This window comes from Streptomyces sp. NPDC020807 (assembly GCF_040641575.1).
Taxonomy (GTDB): domain Bacteria; phylum Actinomycetota; class Actinomycetes; order Streptomycetales; family Streptomycetaceae; genus Streptomyces.
The window spans coordinates 112,414-135,589 of record NZ_JBFADU010000007.1 but is presented as its reverse complement, the minus strand read 5'-3'; the positions used below and the strand labels follow the sequence as shown (position 1 = coordinate 135,589).

Genomic DNA, 23,176 nt, shown 5'->3' with positions numbered 1-23,176 from the left:
GGGCCCACGACGCCGTCGAGCAGGGCCGGCCCGCGCCCCGCGGCCATCGGTCCGCACGGACCGCCCTGCCGCTCGCGACGGCACGGGAAGGAGACGGAGTCCTTCCCGCGGGTCAGGGCGTGGTGACGACGAGGGCCGCGTTGTGCCCGCCGAAGCCGACCGACGTCGACACCGCCGTGCGGAGCCGGGCCGCGCGGGCCGTCGTCGGGACGTCCAGGTCGATGCCCTCCCCGGGCTCCGCGAAGTTCGCGGTCGGGGGCACCGTCCCCTCCCCGAGCGACAGCACCGTCAGCGCCGCCTCCACGGCTCCGGCGGCGCCCAGGAGGTGCCCGGTGACGCCCTTGGTGGAGGTCACGGGCGGCCGGTGCGGGAGGAGGGAGGACAGGACGGCCGCCTCCACGCGGTCACCGAGCGGGGTCCCGGTGCCGTGCGCGTTCACCAGGTCGACGTCGCCCGGCTCGCGGGCGGCTTCGGCGAGCGCCAGGCGTACCGCGGTGCGCAGCCCCTCGCCGTCCGGCCGGGGAGCCACCACGTGGTGGGCGTCCGAGGTCTCGCCGTAGCCCGCGATCAGGGCCCTGACCGCCGCGCCGCGCGCCGCCGCGTCCGCGGCCCGCTCCAGGACGAGGAATCCGGCGCCCTCGCCCATGACGAAGCCGTCCCGCCCCGCGTCGAAGGGCCGCGAGGCCCCGGCCGGATCGTGGAAGCGGTGCGACAGGGCCCGCAGCCGGTCGAAACCCGCGACGTAGAAGGGGGTGAGGCTGGATTCCGCGCCGCCCGCGAGGACGACGTCGCACCGGCCCGTGGCCAGCAGGCCGAGGGCGATGCCGATCGCGCTCGCCCCGGCGGCGCACGCGGTCGCCACCGCGAGCGAGGGGCCGCGGAGCCCGAACTCGACGGCGAGCTGTCCCGCGACGCCGTTCGGCAGCGCCGCCGGTACGGCGAAGGACGACAGGTCCCGCGGCCCGTCCGCCCGCAGCACCGCGAGTTCCCGCTCGTACGTGGTCGCGCCTCCCGTCCCCGTACCCACGACCACGCCGGTACGGACTCCGTCCCGCGCCCGGTCCGTGAGGCCGGCGTCGGCGAGCGCCTCGCCGGCCGCGCACAGGGCCAGGAGCGCGGAGCGGTCCGGGCGCCGGGCCTTCGCGCCGCGCGGTACGGGCGGCTCCGGGGCCCGGCAGGCGACGAACGGGACGCCGTCCGCGTCCGCGAGGACGGCCGTGGGCTTCCCGGTGCGCACCGCCTCCCAGGTGGTCGCCCGGTCGGGGCCCGCGGGGGTGAAGAGCCCGACGCCGGTGACCGCGATGCCCGCTCCGCGCGACCGGCCGCTTCCGGGCGCCATCAGGAGGCCTGCGGGGCGAAGCGGGAGACGAGCCGCTCGATGTCCGCGACGGTCGCGGCGGCGTACAGGTCCTCCTCCGGCACCGGGATGCCCCGCTCCTTGCGGAGCACCAGCGACAGTTCGACGACGAGGAGGGAGTCGAGTCCGGCCTCCTCGCGGGTGGCCTCCGGGGTGATGTCGTCGGCGTCGAGGCCGAGTTCGGTGAGCAGCTGCTTCAGTTCGTCGAAGGTCATCGGGTCTCCTCGGTCATGGGGGTGGGAGGGGTGGTGGGGGCGTGAGGGGTCGTGGGGGTGGCTGCCGCCTGGTTGAGGCCGAGCAGGACGCACACGTCCGTCAGGAGCGGTACGTGGTACGCGAGCGGGCGCGGCCCCGCCTGGTCGGGGCGGGAGTCGAAGCCGCCGTCGGGCCGCTGCCGCGCGAGCAGGTGGCGGACGGCGCGGCGCGCGTGGTCGCGGGCCGAGGGCGTGCGGGCCACGGCGATCAGCGCGTACGCCGTGCTGATCGGGTCGCTCGGTTCGCCGGGCACGTGGCCCCAGCCCCCGTCCTCCCGTTGGGTCGACACGAGTCGGGCGACGGCCCGAGCGCGGGCGCGTGCGACGTCGGCGAGCGCCGGGTGGCGGGAGGGGACCGAGGCACGGAAGGAGTCGAGGGCGAGGACGGTACGGAACAGGGCGTTGCTCTCGTTGAGGCTCCAGCTCCGTTCGTACGGGCCGCCCGCGGCCTCCCGGTCGAGCAGGAACCGTACGGCCGGCTCGACCACCGACGCGAACCCGGGCCGGGGCGCGAGGGCGTTGACGGCGGCGGCGGTCATGGCGGGCTCGGAGTCGGTGCCGCGTTCGAACGTGGGGAAGCCGCCGTCCCCGCCCCGCCGGACCGTCAGGTAGCCCTCCCCCGCCGCCACCGCGCGGACGACGTCGGTCACCCCGTCGGGCCGGACGCGGTGTGCCGTCGTGCGGAGGAACTCGACGCAGTAGGAGGTGTCGTCGATGTCGCTCTGGGCGACGGACCGGTCGAACCCCCAGCCGCCGTCCGGGTTCTGCTGCCGGGTCAGGGCTTCGGCCAGGGGCAGCAGGGTGTGCGGCGGGGCGCCCGCACCCGCGAGGGCCAGGCCTCCGGTGGCCGTGGCGAAGACGTCCATGCCGGTGATGAACGGCATCCCGCCGTCCGGCCGCAGCCACTCGCGCACCTCCGCGGCGCGCGCCCGGACCGGCGGCGCGTGCCGTGGGCTGTGGCGCAGGGCGAGGAGGCCGAGGAGCCGGGCGAGGTGGTTGCCGTACGGGGGCGGTCCCGGCCGGGCGCTGGGGGCGAGGGTGCGCCAGTCGTCCTCGGTGACGGTGCCGGGTGCGCCGGTACCGACGGCGTGGAGCACCTTCAGGGCGGTCATCTCGGTCACGAGCCAGCGTTGCTGGCCGCGGGCGTCGAAGGGTGCCGGGGATTCGGTGAGCGGAAGGTGTGGGTGGGCACCGAGTTCGGCGAGGATCGTGCCGAACATCAGCCGTTTGCGTCCGGCGGTGAAGTGGGGGAACCGGCCGAGCAGCCGGTCGACGGCGGCGGCGCCGTCCACGTACTCGCCGAGGGCCGCGCGCGCGGTGGCTTCCTGGAAGGGATCGGGGGCGCCCTCGTCCACACCCGTCTTCAGGTGGCGGGCCAGCCGCTCCTGGGTGCCCGGGTCGACGTCCAGGGCCGTGAGCAGGTGGAGTGCGAGGGAGGACTCCAGGAGGCGGCTGTCGCAGGGGGCGCGCAGCAGTCCGTCCGGGGCGGTCGCGGCGGCGACCCGGGCGGCCAGGCTGCTTCTGGCCCGGTCGAGTGCGGGGCCGTCCGTGGGGACGTCGCCGCTGGTACGGGGGAAGGCGAGGGAGGCGTCACGCAGGGGCGGTGCGCAGGGGGGCATGAAGGATGCGCTCTCCGGGGTCGGGGGGTGGAGGGGCCGGGCCGGGGGCCCGGCCGGCGCCCCGGCCCGTGCCGGGCCGGGGGGCGAGGGGTCGTCACGGCAGCGGTGGGGTGCCGGGGAAGAGGCGGCGGAGCGCCTGTTCGCCGGTCGGGACCAGGGGGGTGCGGTCGTCGGCGAGGAGGGTGTGCGGGTCGACGAAGCCGCACCAGGTGATCTCGTCCCGGTCGGGGCGGGGCGGCCGGTCCGCCGGCCACGCGTGGACGGCGAGGAAGCCCGCGCCGTGCGGGTCCTCCACGCGGACGCGGTAGACCTCGGTGAGCGCGGGCGCGGTGTCGTACCCGAGCTCCTCGCGCAGCTCGCGCAGGGCGGCGTCCCGGTAGGTCTCCCCGGCACGGACCGCGCCGCCGACGAGGATGTCGTAGTGGCCCGGATAGGCGCGGGCCGTCGCGGGGCGCCGGTAGAGGAGGACCCGGCCGGAGGGGTCGGTGCAGACGGTGGCGGCGTAACGGCGCAGCAGACCGGACGGTGCCGTGCCCGCACGGTCGGCCTGGGCCACGACGCGGTCGTCGGGGCCGACGAGGTCGATCCGTTCCGTGTCCGCGGTCGGCAGGCCCGTGGGGACGGTCACCGGCGCTCGCGGACGACGGCGTGGAAGGGGCCCGCCGGGCGCAGGTTCAGGCCGAAGACCGGGTCGCCGGCGGGTGCGGTCGACTCGATCGCGAAGCGCGGCAGGAGCGCGCCGAGCAGCACGTCCATCTCGCGCATGGCGAACCGGGTGCCGAGGCAGGCGCGGGGGCCGATGCCGAAGGGGAGGTACGCCCCCGGGGGCAGCGGCTCTTCGGCCGGGAACCGCTCCGGAACGAACGCCTCGGGGTCCGGCCACACCTGGGGGTCGCGGTGGGTGAGGTAGGGGCAGACCAGGAGGTCCGTGCCGGCCGGGACGGGCACGCCGTCCAGGGTCTCGTCGGCGGCGGTCTGCCGGGGCAGGAGCCATCCGGACGGGTAGAGGCGCAGGGTCTCCGCGACGACCCCTTCGATCAGCGCCGGGTTCTCCGCCGCCCGCCGTGCGACCTCCGGGTGCCGGTCGAGGAGGACGAACACCCAGGTCAGCGTCCGTGCGCTGCTCTCGTAACCGGCGACGAGGAGGGTGACGAGTTCGTCGCGGACGAGCCGGTCGTCGTAGCGGGGGTCGGTCTCCGCCGCGTCGAACAGCCGGAAGAGGAGGCCGGCGCCGGCGGCGTCCGTGCGGTGGCGGGACCGCGCGTCCGCGATGGCCCGGTGCATGCGCTCGTCGAGGGCGGCGAGGGCCTCGGCTGCCGGGGCGGGCAGTCCCTGTCCGCCGCCGACGTCCGCGGGGAGCGCGGCGACGATGTCCTGGACGCCGGCGAGGTCCTCGTACGTCTCGGCGTCGAGCGGGTGGTCCGTGAGGGAGCGCCAGATGGTGTCCACGGTGAAGAACTGGGCGTCCTCGGCGAGGTCGGCCGGTTCGCCGGTGCGCGCCCTGGCCGCCCAGCGGTCGGCGACGACCCGGGCCGCGCCCTCGATGTGGTGTTCCCAGCGCTGGATGCCGCGCCCGGTGAACGGCGCCTGGAGCACCTTGCGTTGGGTGCGCCACCGCTCCCCGGTGGCGCTGATCATGCCGTCGCCGATGAGGGGGCGGGCCCGGTGGCCGCCGCTCTTCACGAAGCGGTCGCCGCCGGTGCCGAGCACCTCGTGGACGTGCCGGGGGTCGGCGACGAGGACGGCGTCCCGGCCGCCGCGCCGGAATCCGGTGAGCCGCCCGGGGGTCCAGGCGCGGCGCAGCAGGTCGATCAACGGGGCTTTGGCCGCCGCCCATTCGGCGACGACGCGGTCGTCGAGGAACTCGATGCGGCGGGCGTCGGAACTGCCCGGGGGCGGGGGCGCCGGGGCGGGGAGCGGCACCTCTGACGTCATTTTCTGTGATCGCACGAACACGTATAGTAGTCATCTGTGCGATCTTCGGTTTCCCCCCGGCCGGCCCCATCCGTCCCCCTCTCGGTCCTCGACCGGCTCTCCCTCGACACGGCGGCGCTGCACCCCACGGACTCGGCGCTCCACCTGGGTGCGCTCGTCACCCTGGAGGGTCCGCCACCTTCCCGGGAGCGCCTCGCGCGGTGGCTCGGGGAGCGCGCGGCCGCCCTGCCCGAGCTGTCCCACCGGCTCGCGGGGAGTGCCGCGCGCCCCCGATGGGAACCGGACCCCGGCTTCGATGCCGTACGTCATCTGTACGAGCTGCCAGGTTCACCCGATCCGGCGACGGCGGCGGCCGAGGTGATGACGCAACCCCTGCCCCGTGACAGGCCGTTGTGGGGCGTGTGGCTCATCCGGCGGGTCGGAACGGGTTACGGGCTCTGCTACCGCGCCCACCACGCCTTCCAGGACGGAGCCGCCGCCTCCGCCACGCTGGAGCACCTGCTCGGCGACCGGGAGGACCGCCGGCGGGTCCGGGCCGGGGCGGGGCTCGCCGGTCGGCGGCCGGTGCGCTGGCGCGCGGTCCTGCCCGAGTTCCGGCCGCCGCGCCGGGTCACGTGGTGGTCGGCGCTGGACACCCCGCCGTCCCACCGCCCCGCGGTCGCCCTCGCCGACACCGGCCTGGCGCGGCTGCACGCCGTCGGTCGCCGACTCGGCGCCACGGTGCCCCAGTTGTGCCTGGCGCTGACCGCGGAAACCGTCCGGGCCTGGCATCCCGACGACTGGACGCCCGGCGGCCGCGGCCGGACGCTGCGCGCCAACCTGGCCATCGACGTCCGCGACCCCGACGCGCCCCTTCCCCTTCTCGGCAACCGCGTCGCGGTCGCGGGCGTGGACCTGCCCTGCGGCGAACCCGACCCCGGGCGGCGGCTCGACGCCGTCGGACGGGCCGTCGACTACCCGCGCCTGGCCGCCCTCGCGGACGCGCACCGGATGCTGCTCGGCCGTCTCCCGTACCGCCTCGGCAGGCTCGCGCTCACCCGCGCCGTCGATGCCCGCTACACGCCCCTGATGGTCGCGGACCTGCGGATCCGCCGCCCTCTCGGCTTCGACGGGACACCCGCCCAAGGGGTGTACGCCCTGCCGGTACGCGTACCGGGGCAGCCGCTCTTCGTCGCCTGGACCGTCCACCGGCGCCGCCTCCACACGACGTTCCTGGCGGACGCGGCCCTCCCTGACACCGCGAGGCTGCCGGAGTACTGGGAGGCGGCGCTGCGCGCGCTCGAACAGCGGGCGGACGCCGGGGAGACCACCGGGAGGTCCGATACCGCAGCCGCCTCTGGCACCGCTGGCACCTCTGCCGCCTCTGCCGCCTCTGCCGCCGCGACGGGAGCGTCGTGATCAACCCCCCGCGCACCACCGCCTCCTCCCCCTCCGACCCCACCGTCGCCTTCGGCGACGCCCCCGGCGCCCTGCCGCTCCTCGGTCACCTCCCGTACCTCGCGGCGCGGCCCCTCGCCTTCCTGGACTCGCTCCCCGCCCACGGCGACGTCGTCCGCGTCCGCATGGGCACCCGCACCCTGCACGTGGTGCACGAACCCGCGCTCGTGCGCCGGATCCTCACCGACCGGCACGACTTCGACCGGGGCGGTGTGCTCTACGACAAGATCCGCGCGGTGCTCGGCAACGGGCTCGCCACCTGCCCCCACGCCGAGCACCGCCGGCAGCGGCGCGCCCTCCAACCCGCCTTCCGGCAGGCCCTCATGGCGCGGTACGCGACCACCATGGCGGCCGAGACCGAGGCGCTCACCGCCCGCTGGCGCCCCGGCGACACGGTCGACCTGACCCGGGAGACCTTCCGGCTCACCACCGCCGTCGCCGTACGCACCCTGTTCTCGGCCGGGATCTCCGACCGGGCCGCCGAGCACCTCCGTACCGCACTCGAAGTCCTGCTCCCCGGGGTCTACACGCGCGTCGTCGCACCGGTTGTCGACCACGTGCCCTCGCCCGCACGACGCCGCTACCGGCGTGCGCTGGCCGTCTGGCGTACGGGCGTCGCCGACATCGTCGCCGCCTACCGGGCCACCGGCACCGACCACGAGGACGCCCTGTCCCTGCTGCTCGCCGCCCGCGACGCCGACGGACGGCCGCTGACCGACGCCGACCTGTGCGACCAGGTCGCCACGCTGGTCCTCGCCGGGGCCGAGACCACCTCGTCGACCATCGCCTGGGCGCTGCGACTGCTCGCCGACGACCCCGACGCCTCCGCCCGCCTGCACGCCGAGGTCGACGCGGTCCTCGACGGGCGGACCGCCGACCACACGGACCTGGCCACGCTGCCCTTCACGACCGACGTCGTCCGCGAGGTGCTGCGCCTCTATCCGCCGGCCTGGTCGGTGACCCGGACGGCCGTCCGCGACACCACGCTGGCCGGACGCCCCTTACCCGCCGGTTCCACCGTCATGTGCTGCCTCTACCTCGTCCACCGCCGCGCCGACCTCTTCCACGACCCTGCCCGCTTCGCCCCGGACCGCTGGACGACCGGCCTGGTCCCCCGCGACGCCTACGTCCCCTTCGGTCTCGGCGCGACCAGGTGCATCGGTGACGTCTTCGGCATGACCGAGGCGGTCCTCGCCCTCGCCACCCTCGCCGCCCGCTGGCACCTCACCCCGGTCTCCACCCGGCCGCCGCGCCCAGCGCCCCGCATCGTCCTCTCCCCGGGCCCCCTCCCGATGCGCCTGGCGCCGCGACGCCACGGATCTGCACCGCCGTCGTGACGAACCGCAGGCCCAGGCCCTGCCGTGCCATCGCCTCCTCCGCCGCGTCGATTCCGGCGCGCCGGGCGCCGAGTTCGAGCAGTCCCACCGCGCCGTCGGCGTCCGTGGACACCAGCACGTGGTGCAGCGCCTCGACGGCGCCTTCCTCCCACTCCCGCGAGCACAGGGTGGACAGGAAGAGCATCGCGAGGGCTCCCTGCAGGTCCTGGTGGCGCAACGCCGCCAGGGCGCACTCGGCGGTCACGTAGCCGAGTACCGGGTCGGGGCCGACCGCTCCGATCGATTCGTCGAGGAGCCGCGGGTAGTCGCGGATCTCGCGGCGCAGCACGGCGGCGGGCGTGAGCTGGCCGGGCCGCGGGCCCGGCAGCGGCGCGACGAGCGGCCGGGACTCCGCGAGGAGGTGCGCGAGTTGCCCGGCGGTCGCCGCGATCTCCGGCGGGGCGCCGGCCAGCGACCGGAGCGTCGCGCGGGCGGTCACGTCGAGTCGGGTCAGGAGGTCATGCGGGTCAACGATGCACACAGGATCAGTCCCACGATGGTGGTGTGGTAGCAGGCGGCGAACGACCGCTCGGTCTCCCGGCCGTTCGGCATCAGGCTGCCGGTGTCGTCGAGGCTCTGCAGGAAGACCGGCAGCGCGAGCGCCCGCACCTCGGGCCGGCAGCCCTCCACCACGGCACCGCACGTGAGCAGTTCGCCGAGCATGTCGTACTCCTCGTGCACGGCGCAGTCGATGGTCATGCTGTCGACGATCGCGGCGACGTTCGGCAACGCGTCCCGGGGCACGGGCTCCTGACCGAACGCGCTCGCGTACAGCAGCGCGTGCGTGAGGGCGTACGTCGCCTCGCGGTCCAGCAGCAGGCGGCACGCCGAGCGGGCGGCGAAGGTCCGGCCGAGGAGCTCGTCGAAGACCGCTTGGGGCACGTCGGCGGAGCCGCTGGCGCGCGCGAAGTAGGCCTGGTCGAGTACCCGGTACGGGACGACTTCGGCGGCGTACGGGAAGCCGGCCCGCGTCGCGTGGGCCAGCGTCGCCTCGTGATAGACGCTGCGCAGGCCACGTCGACGGAGGATCAGGTAGGGCACCAGCAGGGCCCAGGCCCACGGGAGCCGTGTCCGGGCGAGCTGTCCGAACGCCGGGTCGGCGAGGTGCCGTTCGAGGAACGGCCGCCAGTGGTCCTCGAGCACGGCGAAGTCCAGAGGCGAGCGGTCCAGCACGTCGTAGAGGATCGCCAGCTCCGCGAACCTCTGCAACGAGCGGGAGGTCGTCACGCCGGGCCCCGCCCACGGCGTGAACTCTTCGAGCTCCCGGTCGACCCACCCGGCCAGGGTCGCGGCGAGACCGACCGGGAGCTCCGGGGCCACGGCTGCGACTACCGCTCCAGGACGGCGGCTTCGCCGGCCTTCATCGTGTGGTAGACGTACCAGTTCCCGATCAGCGTCGGGACGGCGACCTCGTCGATCGGATTGAGCTTGTCCAGTTCGACCGCGGCCTGCAGGAGCTGATCGATCGTGATGTCCGAGTTGATGAGCCCGGACTTCCTGAGGATTGCGACGTGTTCCTCGGTCAAGCGCTGTCCAGACATTCCTGCCTCCGTCGGGGCAGTGGGCGTTGACTGGGATAAGTCCACCGCCCTCATTTCAGGATGTGGTCCTGAGTCAGGTGCCGCAAGTCGGAGCCCGGACCCGACGGGCGGGATTCGGGCTCGGCGCGACCGGCCGGCCCGGGTCTCCCCCGTCGACCGGTTGCGGGCGACGGACTGACGGCGGTCGGGGGTCGCCTCCTCGCTTCTGGCTGCTGGCTCCTGGCTCAGTCGGTGAGGGGTTCCTCGGCGGGGAGGAACTCCGCCACCATCCTCCTGAACCCGGACGACGGGCGGTCGTCCGGGGAGAGCCAGTCCTCGCCCTTCGCCTGCTGTTCCCACGCGAGGTGGCGTGCGGTGACGGCCGCCACGAACTCGCTTGCCAGGTGCGTCGATTCGAAGGCGTCCTGGTCGGAGGTCTGCGAACTCGCGCCGACGATCACGCCGCGGACCTCGACCGAGTGGCCCCAGCGGAACGCGCCGGACCCGCAGAGGTGCGGGTCGGTGAGGACCGCCTCCCCGTAGTTGCGGCCCAGGCGGCGGTGGCCGGCGGCCTTCGCCGCCGCGTTGACGAGCCAGCGGTGGCCGTCGGCGCCGACCGTGACGACGCCCAGCACGGCGGCGTCGTGCGGCACCCACGGGTCAGCGGTCGGGTCCATGATGACGAAGCCCATGCCGGGTTCGGGGTAGACGCCCCGGGACGGGACCGAGCCGGCCGCCGTACGGTTGCGCCGGATGCTCGCCGCCCTGCGGCGGCCCAGGTCCAGCAACAGCTGGTCGAGCTCGCTGTCGCTGAACATGTAGGCGTAGGGGTTGGTGCGGGCCCTGGCCCGGACGACGTCACCACCGTCCGCCGCGCTCGACGCGTCCGTGCCCATCGCTGTCCTCCTGCTGACGCGGCATGTGCCCCGGCGGGTTGATCACGACAGGGTAGTGGCCGGGGCCGCCGGGACGCCTCCCCTCAGAGGAAGTTGTTCGGCCAGATCATGGTGCGCCACATGTGGGCCACCGGAGAGCCGTCGAAGCCCAGGCCCTGGGCGGGCTGGCGGAAGTGGCGGCCGACGACGTCCTCGAACTCCTGGAAGTCGACCTCGGCCTCGGGATCGAAGGTGTACAGGTCGTTGACCGTGACCATGCGGGCCGACATGTACCAGCGGTGGCGGCGGGCCGCCTCGTAGGCGGTCCTCGTGTGCGCCGGCGGCCGGTACTCGGCGCCGAAGAAGTCGCTGTAGGCCTCGGGGTAGCCGTAGCCCACGCTCTCGTCGGGGAAGTACCGCAGGGTCTCGTGTTCCCGGACGGCCCACGCGACCTCCTCGTCCACGTACGGCTCCACGAGCTGCGCGCCCCAGTGGCCGTGGTGGCTGCGCATCAGGACCGCGACCGAGATGTCGTGCAACAGGCAGGCGAGCACGACCCTGTCGTCCATCCCCTGCTCGCGCGCCCGGCGCGCGCTCTGGAGCATGTGCCGCGTGGTGAACGGGTCGAGCGCGAGCCGCCGGCGGAAGAAGTCGGCGAGGGTGGGGCGTTCCGGCATGGCCGGGAGGGTGGTGTTGTCGCCCATCATGAACACCTGTCCCGGTCCGCGTGAGGCCAGCCATCCGTCGCCGGACCGGTGGCGGGCGGTACCGAGGGTCGCGACCGCCGGCGGACAGATGACCCGGACATGCTCGTGCTGGCCGTGAGACACGTACTGCCTTCCTCCTGGAGGCGCCGCCGAGGAAGGGCACCACGGCTGCTCATGCCATCAGGAAGATCGCTAAGGGGCCCGTCGCGTTCACTCGATTGTCGTAGCGCGCGACGGGAAAACCCTCGTCCCGGTGAGCGGGGCGCACAACGGTACGAGAACGAACTCCTGACCGCGCTCCGCACCGCGCGGCGACCGCGGTGGCCAGCGCCGTACGGTGCCAGGCGAGTGCCGTGCGCTCCGGCCGGAGGCCAGGGTCCCAGGGGCCGGGCGGTGCGCCCTTCACCGTACGGCCATGAGGACGACGAGCACCCCGGCGCCGAGGATCGTGGCGGGGATGACCAGGGCCGCGCGGAAACGGGGAAGCGGGGGTCCGGTTCCTCGCCACTGTCGTAGGGGACGCGGAATCGGCGGAGGCGTGAGGAGCCTCGGAGGCTCGGGAGGCGTCGGTGGGGGGGTCGTGGGCGAAGCCGTCTCGGCCGCTCCGTCCTCGGGTCGGGTACGTGGCCGGGCCGGGCATCCGGCGCCGGCGGGCGGGCGTCGGATGCGCGGCCGGTGGGGTCAGACGGCGGCCGGTTCGCGTTCCTTCGTACCCGTCGTGCTCCTCGTGTCCGTCGCGTCCTTCGCCGTCTCCGGCGCGTCCGTGTTCAGGTCCGCGAGCATCGACTTCGAGAAGCCGAAGAAGTACGTCACGGCGCAGGCCACGCCCGCCGCCACGAACCACGCGCCCGTGTAGACGAGCGCGGCCGGGCCGATGCCCTTCCTGCCGTCCAGGAGCGGGACGAGGACCAGGCCGGCCGGGCCGATGGCGGTCGAACCGGTGGTCACGCCGAGCCGGCTGAAGAGTCCGACCAGGCCACCGCCGACCGCGGCTCCGATGTCGGCGGTGATGAAGGGTCGCACGAGCGGCAGCGTCACGCCGTAGATCACGGGCTCGCTGACGCCCAGGGCGCAGGTCGGGAAGGCCCTGACACGTCAGGCGTCGGCCGTCAGCACCGCGACACCCGACGCGACGAGTTGCTCGACCACGGGGTCGTGGGCGTCGGCGTCGGTGAGGAGAGCCGTGACGTTCTCCCAGGGCAGGACCCGGAAGCGGGAGGCCGTGCCGATCTTCTCGGAGGAGGCGAGGATGTAGGTGTCCGCGGCGCGGGCGGACAGCGCGCGTTTCATCGCGGCTTCGTCGGCGTCCGCCGTCGTCAGGCCGGCCTCGGGGTGGACGCCGGTGACGCCGAGCAGACAGAGGTCGGCGGAGACGTTCTGCGCGGCCTCGACGGCGGCGGCGCCGCACGTGACCGCCGAGTGCTTGAAGACCCGGCCTCCGAGCAGGAACAGCTCCGCCTGGGGATGGTCGAGCAGCGCCGCCGCGATCGTCGGGCTGTGGGTGATCACCGTGCAGGCGAGATCGCGCGGAAGGGCGCGGGCCGCGGCGAGGGCCGTGGTGCCGCCGTCGAGGATCAGCGCGGCGCCCGGCCGCACGAGCCCGACGGCGAGCTGCGCGACCTTCCGCTTCCCGTCCAGGGCGACGGTCTGCCTCGCGGCGTAGTCGGCGACCGCCGGGGAGACGGGGAGAGCGCCCCCGTACACCCGCTGGCACAGACCCTCCGCGGCGAGATCGCGCAGGTCGCGCCGCACGCTGTCCTCGGAAATGCCCAGTTCGGCGGCGACGTCCTTGGCGACGACCTTTCCCTGGCGGGCGAGGAGATCGAGCAGGTGGTCACGCCGTTCAGCAGCGAGCATGCACGTTCCTTCCTGTTCTTGCACGATTATGCGTGTAGTTTAGCGGCTCCGTCGTACGCGACGGAGCCCCGCCCCACGCACACACCGCAGGAGAACGCATGACCCGCCATCCGAACGATCCGAGCGCTGCAACCGACCCGAGCGCTCCGAGCATTCCGAGCGCTCCGCTCGATCCGGGCGCTCCGAGCCACCTGAGCCGCCCCAGTTGCCCCAGCCCCGCCGGTAGCCCAGGCGTCGACACCCCCGACCACCGCGGACGCACCGGCCTCGACCGCGCCGGACGGGACCTGGACCGCAACCCCCACGTCCGCGTGCGCGACGTCGAGGTCACCTCACAGGGCTGGCACGTCCTGAGGCGCACCACCTTCGACTACCGCAGGTCCGACGGCCGGTGGGAAACCCAGCAGCGCGAGACCTACGACAGGGGCAACGGCGCCGTGGTCCTGCCGTACGACACCGCGCGCGGCCGGGTGCTGCTGACCCGCCAGTTCCGCTACCCGGCCTACGTCAACGACCACCCCGACGGCATGCTCGTCGAGGCCGCGGCGGGCCTGCTCGACGCGGATGACCCGTACACGGCGATCCGCCGCGAGAGCGCCGAGGAACTCGGCGTCACCCTCGGCGCGCTGACGCACGTACTCGACGCCTACATGAGCCCCGGCTCGGTCACCGAACGCCTGCACTTCTTCGCCGCGCCCTACACACCGGCGGACCGGACCGGTGCGGGAGGCGGACTCGAAGAGGACGGCGAGGACATCGAGGTCCTCGAACTCCCCTTCACGGAGGCCCTCGACATGACGCGCGACGGCCGCATCACCGACGGAAAGACGATCCTGCTCCTGCAATGGGCGGCACTCCACGGCCCCTTCGCGAGGCACGACGCCTGACCGGCCACCGAGGGGGAAGAGAACCATGCCCGCACCCGCGAGCACCCGCTGAGACATCGAGCGCCCTCCCTCAGACGCCATCGTCTGCCGGTGAGCCCCTCAGCCCGACGCCTCACTCCGTACCATTCGCTGGTGACATCCCGTCTCCTCCCCGCACCAGGCCGCCGCATCGCAGTCGCGCTCGCGCTGACGGCCGTCGTCGTCGCGTTCGGGTCGTGGGCGCTGTGGCCGGTCCGCGATTCGGCGTGCGTCGCCTACTCCGGGTCGTACATCCCCGTGGGCGCACCGAAGGCCGCGGTCGACGCCGCCGTGCAGCGAAGTCATGAGGAAGCCCTCGCCGGCGGTGCGTGCGGACCTGAGCGACCGCGCTTCATCGAGTGGACTCGGTGAGGCCGTCCCCGGCGCCCGCCCGACGAGCCCAGGGATCAGTCCCAGCTCGCTGTCGGGCTGCTCGGTCGCGCCAGGCGGCACCAGGACGGCACCGAACTCCACGTCGTCCACGTCGTCCACGTCGTCCACGTCGTCCACGTCGTCCACGTCGAGGACCGGCGGGGCTCGGCGGAGTCGGCGCAAGCGGGGCGTCCGTCCCAGGCTTCCGAGCGTTCCGACCGGCGAGTCCCCGCGGGCGGGAGGCCGCGTGCGCGTGTCCATCGGCGACCTGACCGAGGCGACGGGGATCCGCTCGGGGAGCCTCTACGCGGCCTTCGGGGACAAGAGGTCCCAAACCCCGCCTGCGGGAGGCGCGGCGAGCGGGAGAACTACCCGCCCGAGCAGGCCCTCGGGCGCCGGCCGACCACTTCGCCGTCGTCCTGCAGGGACTCTCGGAGGGGGCCCAGGACGGCGCCACCGCCGACCAGTTGGCCGCGGCCGTGGAGCCGGCGCTCACCGCCTGGCCGACAGCGCCACACTAAGCGGGCCGCTCTCCCTCCCGGCCAGGCGGGTCGCCGCCGACGGAGCGTGCGCGCCGGGGCGGGCGGCGCGGCTCTCCCCGTCAGTCGAGGTTCGGGTGCAGCTCCGGCCGGGACGCCCACCAGGAGCGGTAGAAGGTGTTGTACGGGACGCCGTCGAGGTACGCGCGTCCGGCCGCGCGGTACAGGAGGCGGGCTCGGTCGTCGGAAAGCGCGGCACGGTTCCAGGCGACGCGGATGCGGCCGGTGATCGGGTCGCCCGCCAGCGGGAGCAGGACCGTGCCCTCGGCGTACGGTGAGGTCGGCTGGCTCAGGGAGACGAACCGTCCGGTGGCGATCAGGTCGTAGCGCATCTTGCGGTCGGCGATCCGGTAGCGGAACCTCGGCACGAAGCCGGCCCTGCGGCAGGCTTCGACCATGGCCTCCGGACTGCCGTCGTCGTCCTCGGCGGACGACAGCCAGGTCTCCTCCGCCAACTCGGCGAGGGCGACCTGCTCCCGCCCCGCCAGGGGGTGGGTGGCCGCCACGCGCACGCAGGCCGGCTCCTTGGGGATGAGGGTGCGAACAGCCATGCCGTCGGGCAACGGCACCTCGTACTCGGCGACCTCGCCGTACATGATCGCGTCGTACTGTTCCGCGCCGAGCATGCGGGTGAGCGTGGTGACCGACTGCTCGATGCTGAACTCGATCTCGTGCCCCGGAAGCTCCCGCTCCAGGTGGCCGAAGAGCCCGTCGGTCAGGACGAGCAGGATGGAGCCGAGCCTCAGGGTCGGATGCGGGACGGCCGCCCGGGTGCCGGCCGCGAGCGCGTCCATCTCGCGCAGGACCCGCTCCGCCTTGGAGAGCACGAACTTGCCGAGAGGAGTCGGCACCACACCGTGCTGGCCGCGCACGAACAGCTCACCGCCCGCGACCCGCTCGATCCGCCGGAGCTGGGCCGAAAGACCCGGCTGGGACACCCCGAGCAGGGCCGCCGCACGGCTCAGACTGCCTGCCTCCGCTATCCGGCAGACAGCTTCAAGATGTCTCAATTCCAGCTGCACTTCAGCAGCATATGCAGGCGGCGGTTACGCCCGACGGGGCTGGTCACCGCTCGGGGCCCGACGCCGCCCCGCCCGAGCCGGCTCCTTCCCCGCCGCGATTGTTTGCAGCCGCCTTCTATTGACACTGGCCTGTATTTGCGTCGGCAGCTTATGCTGGTGGCGTCGTACGAGAGAGGAGACAGGCCCCATGACCGCCACGGACCCCGCGCTCACCGCCCTCGCCAGTGGCTGGGGTGCCCTTTTCCTGCTGCACGGCCGGATCGAGTCGCACATCGAGCGCGCCCTGCAGTCCCGGCACGACCTGAGCGTGCGCGAGTACTCCCTGCTCGACGTGCTCAGCCGCCAGCACGACGGCGACGGCGGACACCTGCAGATGAAGCAGGTCGCGGACGCGGTCGTCCTGAGCCAGAGCGCCACCACGCGTCTCGTGTCCCGCCTCGAGGACCGCGGACTGCTCTCGCGTTACCTGTGCCCGACCGACCGCCGCGGCATCTACACCAACGTCACCGACGCCGGGCTCAAGCTCCTCGACGAGGCCCGGCCGACCAACGACGCCGCCCTCCGCGAGGCCCTCGACGAGGCCGCGAAGAACCCCGAGCTGGCCTCCCTGGTCGCCGCCGTCGAGGCCGTCGAGGCCCCGTCGCTCCGCGCCTGACACGGTCCCGCCGCCCCGGCGACGTCGTCGCCGCCGACCGCGACTCGCTCCTGACACGAGCCCGCCGGCGCTCCTGGCGCGAGCCCGCTCGCATCGCAGACCGCCGACCGCCGACCGCTGACCGCTGACCGCCGATCGCCGCACAGCGCGGTCGACGGTTCAGTCGTGCCGTTTTCCGGCCGTGCCAGGCCCCAGTAGCCGCCAGCAGCTCCCTCGGCAACGTGATCCCCCTCCCCCGCACCCCTCGGACCGCCGGGGAGGCGTCGCCCGTACCCCCGCCCGGCGCCCGCCCGGGCGCGGGAGGGAGTGCGTGCTGCGTCCCGTGTCCGGCCTCCCACCCACCGCCTCCCGCGCGACCCGGACCACTGACCCGCGTTTGCTTTTATAGCGCGTATGCAACTATTGTCGAAGCATGCAAAGGGATCGTTCAAGCAATTCCGTGAAGGGGCCCTCCACGCCCCTCGCTCTCCTCGCGCTGACCATCGGGGCCTTCGGCATCGGGACCACCGAGTTCGTGATCATGGGCCTGCTGCCCGAGATCGCCGCCGACTACGGCGTCACCATCCCCACCGCCGGACTGCTGGTCACCGGCTACGCGCTCGGCGTCGTCGTCGGCGCGCCCCTCCTGACCGTGTTCGGCGCCAAGGTCAGCCGCAAGCGCATGCTCATGCTGCTCATGGGCCTGTTCGTGCTCGGCAACCTGCTGTCCGCGCTCGCCCCGACCTTCGGCCTCATGCTCACCGGCCGCGTGGTCGCCTCCCTCGCCCACGGCTCGTTCTTCGGCATCGGCTCCGTCGTCGCCGCCGACCTGGTCGCCCCGAACAAGAAGGCCGCCGCCATCGCGACCATGTTCACCGGCCTGACCGTCGCCAACATCGTCGGCGTTCCCCTGGGCACGTACATCGGGCAGACGGTCGGCTGGCGCACCACCTTCGCGATCGTCGCCGCGCTCGGCCTCGTCGGGCTGCTCGGCATCGCCCGGCTCATCCCCGCCATGCCCCGTCCCGAGGGCGCGCACGTCCGGGCGGAGCTCGCCGCCCTGCGCAACCCGCAGGTGCTGCTCGCCATGGCGATGACCGTCCTCGGCTTCGGTGGTGTCTTCGCCGCGATCACCTACATCGCGCCGATGATGACCCACGCCGCCGGCTACTCCGACGGCGCCGTGACCTGGCTGCTCGTCCTCTTCGGCGTCGGCATGTTCCTCGGCAACCTGCTCGGCGGCCGGTACGCCGACCGCGCGCTCATGCCCCTCCTGTACGTCACCCTGGGCGGCCTCGCGCTCGTCCTCGCACTGTTCACCGTGTCCGCGCACAACAAGGTGCTCGCCGCGATCACCGTCCTGCTCGTCGGGGCGCTCGGCTTCGCGACCGTACCGCCGCTGCAGAAGCGTGTCCTCGACCAGGCGCACGGCGCTCCGACCCTGGCCTCGGCCGTCAACATCGGCGCCTTCAACCTCGGCAACGCGCTCGCCGCCTGGCTGGGCGGGCTCGTCATCTCCGCCGGTCTCGGCTACACCGCACCCAACTGGGTCGGCGCCCTCCTCGCCGCCTCCGCGCTCGGCCTCGCGTTCCTGTCCGCCGCGCTGGAGCGCCGCGACAGGGCGGCGGACGCGCGGAACAGCGCGGGTGCCCGCACCACTACCGCTACCGGCACCGCTACCGGCACCGACGGTGCCGTCCGCTCCGCCCGCATCCCCGTACGCCACTGACCACCCCCACCCTTCCCCCCCTCTCCCCCTTCGAAGGAAAAGCGCCATGTCCACGCCCCTCGCCTCCGTCGCATCCGTCACGCCCCTCACGACGGTGGAGGCCGACGTCCTGGTCGACGCCGCCCACCGCGCCGCCGAAGCGGCCGGCGTACAGGTCAGCGTCACCGTCCTGGACGCGGGTGGTCACCTGCTCGCCTTCCGCCGCGACGACAGGGCGGTCCTGATATCGGGCGAGACCAGCACGCGCAAGGCGTACACCGCGCTCCAGCTGGGCGCCCCGACCGCGGAGCTCGTCGACCTCGTCAAGCCCGACGGTCCGTTCCACTCCCTGCCCACCGCGCTCGACCGGCCCCTGCTGTTCATCGCCGGCGGCATCCCGATCCACCGCGACGGCCGTCTCGTCGGGGCCATCGGCGTGGGCGGCGGCGCGCCCGAACAGGACGACGCGTTCGCCGCCACCGCCCTGGAGGGCCTCGCGCGGTAGCCCCGTACCGCGCGGGAACCCCGCACCGCGCGGAAGCCTGTACCCCCTCCATTTCCACCTCCTCCCCCTCTCCCTCCCCCCTCCCCCTCCCCCTCGCCCAGCACCCGAGAAGGCACCCCCATGACCTCCACCACGCCCACCACCCCCGCCGTCCCCACCGTCACCTTGAACAACGGTGTCGAGATCCCCCAGCTCGGCTTCGGCGTCTTCCAGGTCCCCGACGACGAGACCACCGCCGCCGTCACCACCGCGCTCGAGACCGGCTACCGCAGCATCGACACCGCCGCCATCTACGGCAACGAGACCGGCGTCGGCCGCGCCCTCGCCGCCTCCGGGCTGCCGCGCGGGGAACTCTTCGTCACCACCAAGCTGTGGAACGCCGACCAGGGGTACGAGGCCACGCTGCGCGCCTTCGACGACAGCCTCGCCAAGCTGGGCCTGGACTACGTCGACATGTACCTGATCCACTGGCCGGCCCCCGCCCGCGACCAGTACGCCGACTCCTGGCGCGCCCTCGAACGCCTCGCCCAGGAAGGCCGCGTCCGCGCCGTCGGCGTGTCCAACTTCCAGCCGGCCCACCTGCAGCGGCTCCTCTCCGGTTCGACGCTGACCCCGGCCGTCAACCAGATCGAACTGCACCCGGCCCTCCAGCAGGCCGAACTGCGCGCCTTCCACGCCGAGCACGGCATCGCCACGGAAGCGTGGAGCCCGCTCGCGCAGGGTGCGGTCCTCGACGACCGCGCGATCGGCGAACTGGCAGCCCGCCACGGCAAGTCGCCCGCGCAGGTCGTCCTGCGCTGGCACCTCCAGCTCGGGAACATCGTCATCCCGAAGTCGGTCACCCCCGCACGCGTCCGCGAGAACTTCGACGTCTTCGACTTCACGCTCGCCGACGAGGAGATGCGGGCCCTGTCCGCCCTCGACGACGACCTGCGGACGGGCCCGCACCCGGACGACCTCAACTGACCCGACCGTCCGGCACGGGAGGGGTCGGGGCGGTTAGCGTGTGCACCTGGCCGCGTGGCGCGACCAGGCGCACCGAGAAGCGAGGCCGCAGCGATGACCGAACACGACCACAACCACGACCCCGCCCCCGACCCCCACGAGCCGACGAAGCCCGAGATCATTCTCCCGGAGGGCGAGGCGCCGACCGAGCTGACCGTCCGCGACCTCGTCGTCGGCGACGGCCTGGAAGCGAAGCCCGGCAGGGTCGTACGGGTGCACTACGTGGGGGTGACGTTCGCGTCGGGCAAGGAGTTCGACGCCTCCTGGGACCGCGGGGAGCCGTTCAAGTTCGCCGTGGGCGGGGGCCGGGTCATCAAGGGCTGGGACCGGGGCATCAGGGGCATGAAGGTCGGGGGCCGGCGGGAGATCGTCGTCCCCCCGCGCCTGGGCTACGGCAACCAGTCCCCCACCCCGGCGATCCCGCCGGGCTCGACGCTGGTCTTCGTCGTGGACCTCCTGTCGGTGGCGGTCTGACACCGCGCCGGGGCGGATCCGCCTGTGGGATGATCACGCTTTTCGCACGAGGGGACGGCGGACCGGCGATGAGGCAAGAGCCGAAGGCGTGGTACAGCGCCAGAACCTTCTACAGGTGGCTGACCTGGGAGGACCGCCCCTTCGAGGAGCGTGTCGTGCTGTTCCGCGCCCGGTCGCTCGACGAGGCCATCGACCTGGCCGAGCGGGAGTCGGCCGCGTACGCCAGGGAAGGAGGCCTCGAAGTCCTCGACTTGGTGCAGGCCTACCGGATCGCCGACGGCGACGAGGAGCTGGGCGCGGGTACGGAGGTGTTCTCCCAACTGCACGCACTCGAGGTCCCGGTGAACGCGTTCCTCGACCGCTACGACTCAGGTCCGGCGCACACCCAGATCGCCGGACTCCGGGCAGATTGACCTTGCGAATTCGACCGGAGGGCGGGGGCGTTGGAACGAGGCGGGCGGCGGACAAAGGGCAACGGTGGAGACGGCGACGAAGTTCACGAGCGCTGGTTGCGGCTGCTCAACCGTGCCACCGGGGACCCTGGCTACCAGGATGGGTGGTTCGACGAGCAGTGCGGCGGATGCAGGTTCTGGATCGCGCTGAGCGGTGAGCTGGGACTGGACTGGGGAGCGTGCGTCCGCGCCAGCTCGCCGTTCGACGGACGGGTGCGTTTCGAGCACGACGGCTGCGAACGCTTCATCGCCCGAGCCGACGGCACCTTCGGCTGAGGTCGTCCAGGATCAGACCTCGCGCAGGGTTCCGCCGGACACAGACTCGGCTCCTAGTCCAGGCGCATGCACACAGACGGCTTCACGTAGTCCTTGTGCACCCAGCCGACAGTCCCCTCGGCCAGCCCGCCGCGGGACTTCTCGGCCAGGGTGACGTGGTACCAGTCACCACTGGCCCGGTCGACCGTCACGTCGTCGTCCTTCCGCAAGTGCCCGAGCGAGGCGAACCGCGTCCCGGCACCGGTACGGAGGTTCACGGTGTCGGCACTGACGTCGTAGCCGCAGGGATTGAACCCGGAAGCGGCGAGAGCGGGCGCGGAGCCGGCGACGACGGCGGAGAGGAGCGTGGCGGCAAGGGCCGGAAAGATCAAGGAGCGCATGCCCTACCAACTCGGACGGCCCTCGCACGTTACGGATGCGGCTATCGTCCGTCCGTGAACGGCTCTCCACAGCGCCCCCTGCTCTTTCTCGATGTCGACGGACCGCTCATCCCCTTTGGCGCCGACGCCCGGCCCTACCCGACCTATAAGGCGACGGCGAGCGACGTACTCGCCGAGCCCGACGAAAATCCCCTGCTGTCGAGGATCAATCCCGCACACGGTCCCCGTCTGGCGGCGCTTCCCTGCGACGTGGTCTGGGCGACGACGTGGACGACGGACGCCAACGACTGCATCGCACCGCGCATCGGTCTGCCTCCGCTGAACGTCGTGACCTGGCCCGACCCGTCCGACCACGACGAGCTGGAAGAGTCCGACCGCCGAAACGGACTGCACTGGAAGACCCGCCCCCTCGTCGAGTGGGCAGCGGGACGCCCCTTCGTCTGGGTAGACGACGAGATCACGGACACCGACCGCGCCTGGGTCACAGCCCACCACCCCGCCCCGGCCCTCCTCCATCGCGTCGACCCGCGCCGAGGCCTGACCGACGACGACTACAGCGCCCTCGACGCCTGGCTACGACGACTGCGAACACCGTGAACTCGTGGTGCGGCGGGCCCAGGGGGCAGGAGGCCCGCTCCGGTCGCCGCGAGGACGCCGGCCAGGACGACGAGGCCGTGGACCAGCCGGAGGGCCGCGGCGCCGGGCGTGACGTACTGCGCGCCCCACAGACGGGGCGTCGGCGGAGCTGCTGGGGACGGGCGGCGGATCCTGAGGTGGACGCGACCCGTCAGCATGCGAGACGGCAGTCAGCACCCCCGACGACCTGGCGGACGAGTCGATCCACCTCGTCTCGGCGTTCCCGTTGATGGGGTCCGGCAGGTGATCCGCATGCTCTGGAAGGCGTACGACGACGAGAGCGTCGAGACCGCTTCGGCCTTCTACCGGGGGCTGCTCCGGCCCGACGGCACACTCGGCTGCGGGCGTTCGGCCGTCAGCCTGCTCGCGGTGATCAGGGCACGGCGGGGTGCCCTTCCGCGTACGCCGTCGCTGTGGGCGGCATCCCTGCACGTCGGGGGGATCGGCGGGAGGAACCGGAGAATGGTTCGAGTAGCCCCCGACCGCAGCCGGCCTGGGCGCGGCACCCTGCCGAGCCCAGGCACGCGGTCCGGCTGCCGGGGCGTGGTCATGCCGGTGGCCCTGCGCCCTTCCTAGGAAGAAGGGCGCAGGGCCACCGTGACGTGCGGACCGTGCGCGAAGCCCTACTTGGGCATGAGGACGGTGTCGATGATGTAGACGTTGGCGTTGGCGGTCTTCACGTTGCCGCAGACCACGTTGGCGGTGTCGTTGACCTTGTAGGACTCGCCGGAGCCGGTGGTGGTGATCATGCCCTTCTGGAGGGTCTCGAAGGAGCCGTTCTCCAGCTGCTTGGGGGTGAGCTGCTGGCCGACGACGTGGTAGGTGAGGATCTTGGTGAGGGTGGCCTTGTCGGCGAGGACCTTGTCGAGGTCGGCCTTCGGGATCTTGGCGAAGGCGTCGTTGGTCGGCGCGAAGACCGTGATGTTCTCCGCGTTGTTGAGGGTGTCGACGAGTCCGGCCTGCTTGACGGCGGTCACGAGGGTGGACAGGGCCGGGTTGTTCGACGCGGCGGTGGCGACCGGGTCCTTGGCCATGCCGTCGAAGGAGCCCGCGCCTTCCTTCGGCACCCCGGCGCAGGCCGGGCCGAAGGGCTGGTCGTCGGTCATGTCGTCGCCAGCGGGGGTGCTCTCGCTGGTCTTCGCGGCGTCCTCGGCGCCCGCGCTCGGGGCGGCCTTGGTCTCGCTGCCGGAGTCCGAGCACGCGGCCAGGGAGAAGGGCAGCGCGACTGCGGCGACGACGGCGATCGCGGTACGGCGGATCTTCATGCTGTTCATGACCAGTTGCTCCTTGGGACTTTCTCTGGGTATGGAGGTGGTTGGTTGTGCTGCCCG

27 protein-coding genes are annotated in these 23,176 nt (G+C 73.3%); 11 read left to right on the top strand and 16 right to left on the bottom strand.

Annotated features, from left to right (window positions below):
• Positions 1 to 112: 112 nt before the first annotated feature.
• The 5 genes from AB0G79_RS14240 to AB0G79_RS14220 form a co-directional block, all read right to left on the bottom strand.
• Positions 113 to 1,339 (bottom strand): beta-ketoacyl-[acyl-carrier-protein] synthase family protein, encoded by a 1,227-nt coding sequence (locus tag AB0G79_RS14240; RefSeq protein WP_360805532.1) that lies wholly within the window; start codon positions 1,337 to 1,339, stop codon positions 113 to 115.
• Positions 1,339 to 1,572, bottom strand: a complete 234-nt coding sequence (locus AB0G79_RS14235) for an acyl carrier protein (protein WP_360805529.1) — start codon at positions 1,570 to 1,572, stop codon at positions 1,339 to 1,341. Before AB0G79_RS14235 ends, AB0G79_RS14240 begins: the two co-directional genes overlap by 1 nt.
• The gene (locus tag AB0G79_RS14230) at positions 1,569 to 3,230 is read right to left on the bottom strand and encodes a prenyltransferase/squalene oxidase repeat-containing protein (RefSeq protein ID WP_360805526.1); all 1,662 of its coding nucleotides are present in this window, start codon (positions 3,228 to 3,230) and stop codon (positions 1,569 to 1,571) included. Before AB0G79_RS14230 ends, AB0G79_RS14235 begins: the two co-directional genes overlap by 4 nt.
• A gap of 94 nt (positions 3,231 to 3,324) precedes the next feature.
• Positions 3,325 to 3,858, bottom strand: coding sequence for an NUDIX domain-containing protein (locus AB0G79_RS14225; protein WP_360805523.1), 534 nt, complete (start codon positions 3,856 to 3,858; stop codon positions 3,325 to 3,327).
• Positions 3,855 to 5,165: a cytochrome P450 gene (locus AB0G79_RS14220; RefSeq protein WP_360805520.1), complete on the bottom strand. Its 1,311-nt coding sequence runs from the start codon at positions 5,163 to 5,165 to the stop codon at positions 3,855 to 3,857. Before AB0G79_RS14220 ends, AB0G79_RS14225 begins: the two co-directional genes overlap by 4 nt.
• Before the next feature lie 36 nt (positions 5,166 to 5,201).
• Between AB0G79_RS14220 and AB0G79_RS14215 the strand changes: the two genes are divergently transcribed.
• Positions 5,202 to 6,563: a wax ester/triacylglycerol synthase domain-containing protein gene (locus AB0G79_RS14215; protein ID WP_360805517.1), complete on the top strand. Its 1,362-nt coding sequence runs from the start codon at positions 5,202 to 5,204 to the stop codon at positions 6,561 to 6,563.
• The gene (locus AB0G79_RS14210; protein WP_360805514.1) at positions 6,560 to 7,939 is read left to right on the top strand and encodes a cytochrome P450; all 1,380 of its coding nucleotides are present in this window, start codon (positions 6,560 to 6,562) and stop codon (positions 7,937 to 7,939) included. Before AB0G79_RS14215 ends, AB0G79_RS14210 begins: the two co-directional genes overlap by 4 nt.
• Here the strand turns inward: AB0G79_RS14210 and AB0G79_RS14205 are convergent.
• The 7 genes from AB0G79_RS14205 to AB0G79_RS14175 all read right to left on the bottom strand — a co-directional run bounded on the left by AB0G79_RS14205 (position 7,827) and on the right by AB0G79_RS14175 (position 12,937).
• Positions 7,827 to 8,417 (bottom strand): hypothetical protein, encoded by a 591-nt coding sequence (locus AB0G79_RS14205; RefSeq protein ID WP_360805511.1) that lies wholly within the window; start codon positions 8,415 to 8,417, stop codon positions 7,827 to 7,829. The two genes, AB0G79_RS14210 and AB0G79_RS14205, sit on opposite strands and share 113 nt — an antisense overlap.
• An 11-nt stretch (positions 8,418 to 8,428) precedes the next feature.
• The gene (locus tag AB0G79_RS14200) at positions 8,429 to 9,298 is read right to left on the bottom strand and encodes a hypothetical protein (protein ID WP_360805508.1); all 870 of its coding nucleotides are present in this window, start codon (positions 9,296 to 9,298) and stop codon (positions 8,429 to 8,431) included.
• Between the two features lie 8 nt (positions 9,299 to 9,306).
• Complete coding sequence (locus AB0G79_RS14195) at positions 9,307 to 9,504, bottom strand: hypothetical protein (RefSeq protein WP_360805505.1); 198 nt, start codon at positions 9,502 to 9,504, stop codon at positions 9,307 to 9,309.
• A 239-nt stretch (positions 9,505 to 9,743) separates the two neighbouring features.
• The gene (locus AB0G79_RS14190) at positions 9,744 to 10,394 is read right to left on the bottom strand and encodes a hypothetical protein (RefSeq protein ID WP_360805502.1); all 651 of its coding nucleotides are present in this window, start codon (positions 10,392 to 10,394) and stop codon (positions 9,744 to 9,746) included.
• Between the two features lie 83 nt (positions 10,395 to 10,477).
• Positions 10,478 to 11,203, bottom strand: coding sequence for an HD domain-containing protein (locus tag AB0G79_RS14185; protein ID WP_360805499.1), 726 nt, complete (start codon positions 11,201 to 11,203; stop codon positions 10,478 to 10,480).
• Positions 11,204 to 11,761: 558 nt separating this feature from the next.
• A complete protein-coding gene (locus AB0G79_RS14180; RefSeq protein WP_360805496.1) occupies positions 11,762 to 12,103 on the bottom strand; it encodes a hypothetical protein in 342 nt (113 codons plus the stop codon).
• Between the two features lie 72 nt (positions 12,104 to 12,175).
• Entirely contained in the window at positions 12,176 to 12,937 is a 762-nt protein-coding gene (locus tag AB0G79_RS14175; RefSeq protein WP_360805493.1) for a DeoR/GlpR family DNA-binding transcription regulator, read from the bottom strand.
• Between the two features lie 98 nt (positions 12,938 to 13,035).
• On the opposite strand from AB0G79_RS14175, the gene AB0G79_RS14170 reads away from it, so the two are divergent.
• The gene (locus tag AB0G79_RS14170) at positions 13,036 to 13,824 is read left to right on the top strand and encodes an NUDIX domain-containing protein (RefSeq protein ID WP_360805490.1); all 789 of its coding nucleotides are present in this window, start codon (positions 13,036 to 13,038) and stop codon (positions 13,822 to 13,824) included.
• A gap of 99 nt (positions 13,825 to 13,923) precedes the next feature.
• On the opposite strand, the gene AB0G79_RS14165 is transcribed toward AB0G79_RS14170, so the two are convergent.
• Both AB0G79_RS14165 and AB0G79_RS14160 read right to left on the bottom strand, forming a co-directional pair.
• Positions 13,924 to 14,361, bottom strand: a complete 438-nt coding sequence (locus AB0G79_RS14165; protein ID WP_360805487.1) for a hypothetical protein — start codon at positions 14,359 to 14,361, stop codon at positions 13,924 to 13,926.
• Positions 14,362 to 14,815: 454 nt separating this feature from the next.
• Positions 14,816 to 15,775 carry a LysR family transcriptional regulator gene (locus AB0G79_RS14160; protein ID WP_360805484.1) on the bottom strand — a complete coding sequence of 320 codons (960 nt, stop codon included), beginning with the start codon at positions 15,773 to 15,775 and terminating at the stop codon, positions 14,816 to 14,818.
• Positions 15,776 to 15,962: 187 nt separating this feature from the next.
• Between AB0G79_RS14160 and AB0G79_RS14155 the strand changes: the two genes are divergently transcribed.
• The 7 genes from AB0G79_RS14155 to AB0G79_RS14125 all read left to right on the top strand — a co-directional run bounded on the left by AB0G79_RS14155 (position 15,963) and on the right by AB0G79_RS14125 (position 20,829).
• A complete protein-coding gene (locus tag AB0G79_RS14155; RefSeq protein WP_360805481.1) occupies positions 15,963 to 16,430 on the top strand; it encodes a MarR family transcriptional regulator in 468 nt (155 codons plus the stop codon).
• 439 nt (positions 16,431 to 16,869) lie between these two features.
• Positions 16,870 to 18,138 carry an MFS transporter gene (locus AB0G79_RS14150; protein ID WP_360805478.1) on the top strand — a complete coding sequence of 423 codons (1,269 nt, stop codon included), beginning with the start codon at positions 16,870 to 16,872 and terminating at the stop codon, positions 18,136 to 18,138.
• Positions 18,139 to 18,184: 46 nt separating this feature from the next.
• Positions 18,185 to 18,622, top strand: a complete 438-nt coding sequence (locus AB0G79_RS14145; protein ID WP_360805475.1) for a heme-binding protein — start codon at positions 18,185 to 18,187, stop codon at positions 18,620 to 18,622.
• A 120-nt stretch (positions 18,623 to 18,742) separates the two neighbouring features.
• Positions 18,743 to 19,588: an aldo/keto reductase gene (locus AB0G79_RS14140; RefSeq protein WP_360805472.1), complete on the top strand. Its 846-nt coding sequence runs from the start codon at positions 18,743 to 18,745 to the stop codon at positions 19,586 to 19,588.
• 93 nt (positions 19,589 to 19,681) lie between these two features.
• Complete coding sequence (locus AB0G79_RS14135; RefSeq protein WP_360805469.1) at positions 19,682 to 20,101, top strand: FKBP-type peptidyl-prolyl cis-trans isomerase; 420 nt, start codon at positions 19,682 to 19,684, stop codon at positions 20,099 to 20,101.
• Between the two features lie 68 nt (positions 20,102 to 20,169).
• Positions 20,170 to 20,514, top strand: coding sequence for a hypothetical protein (locus AB0G79_RS14130; protein ID WP_360805466.1), 345 nt, complete (start codon positions 20,170 to 20,172; stop codon positions 20,512 to 20,514).
• A 96-nt stretch (positions 20,515 to 20,610) separates the two neighbouring features.
• The gene (locus tag AB0G79_RS14125; protein WP_360805463.1) at positions 20,611 to 20,829 is read left to right on the top strand and encodes a DUF3027 domain-containing protein; all 219 of its coding nucleotides are present in this window, start codon (positions 20,611 to 20,613) and stop codon (positions 20,827 to 20,829) included.
• Between the two features lie 53 nt (positions 20,830 to 20,882).
• On the opposite strand, the gene AB0G79_RS14120 is transcribed toward AB0G79_RS14125, so the two are convergent.
• Positions 20,883 to 21,209: an SH3 domain-containing protein gene (locus AB0G79_RS14120; protein ID WP_360805460.1), complete on the bottom strand. Its 327-nt coding sequence runs from the start codon at positions 21,207 to 21,209 to the stop codon at positions 20,883 to 20,885.
• 54 nt (positions 21,210 to 21,263) lie between these two features.
• Here AB0G79_RS14120 and AB0G79_RS14115 point away from each other — a divergent pair, with 54 nt between their 5' ends.
• Positions 21,264 to 21,806: an HAD domain-containing protein gene (locus tag AB0G79_RS14115; protein WP_360805457.1), complete on the top strand. Its 543-nt coding sequence runs from the start codon at positions 21,264 to 21,266 to the stop codon at positions 21,804 to 21,806.
• A gap of 662 nt (positions 21,807 to 22,468) precedes the next feature.
• Here the strand turns inward: AB0G79_RS14115 and AB0G79_RS14110 are convergent.
• A complete protein-coding gene (locus tag AB0G79_RS14110; RefSeq protein WP_360805454.1) occupies positions 22,469 to 23,119 on the bottom strand; it encodes a fasciclin domain-containing protein in 651 nt (216 codons plus the stop codon).
• Positions 23,120 to 23,176 lie beyond the last annotated feature (57 nt).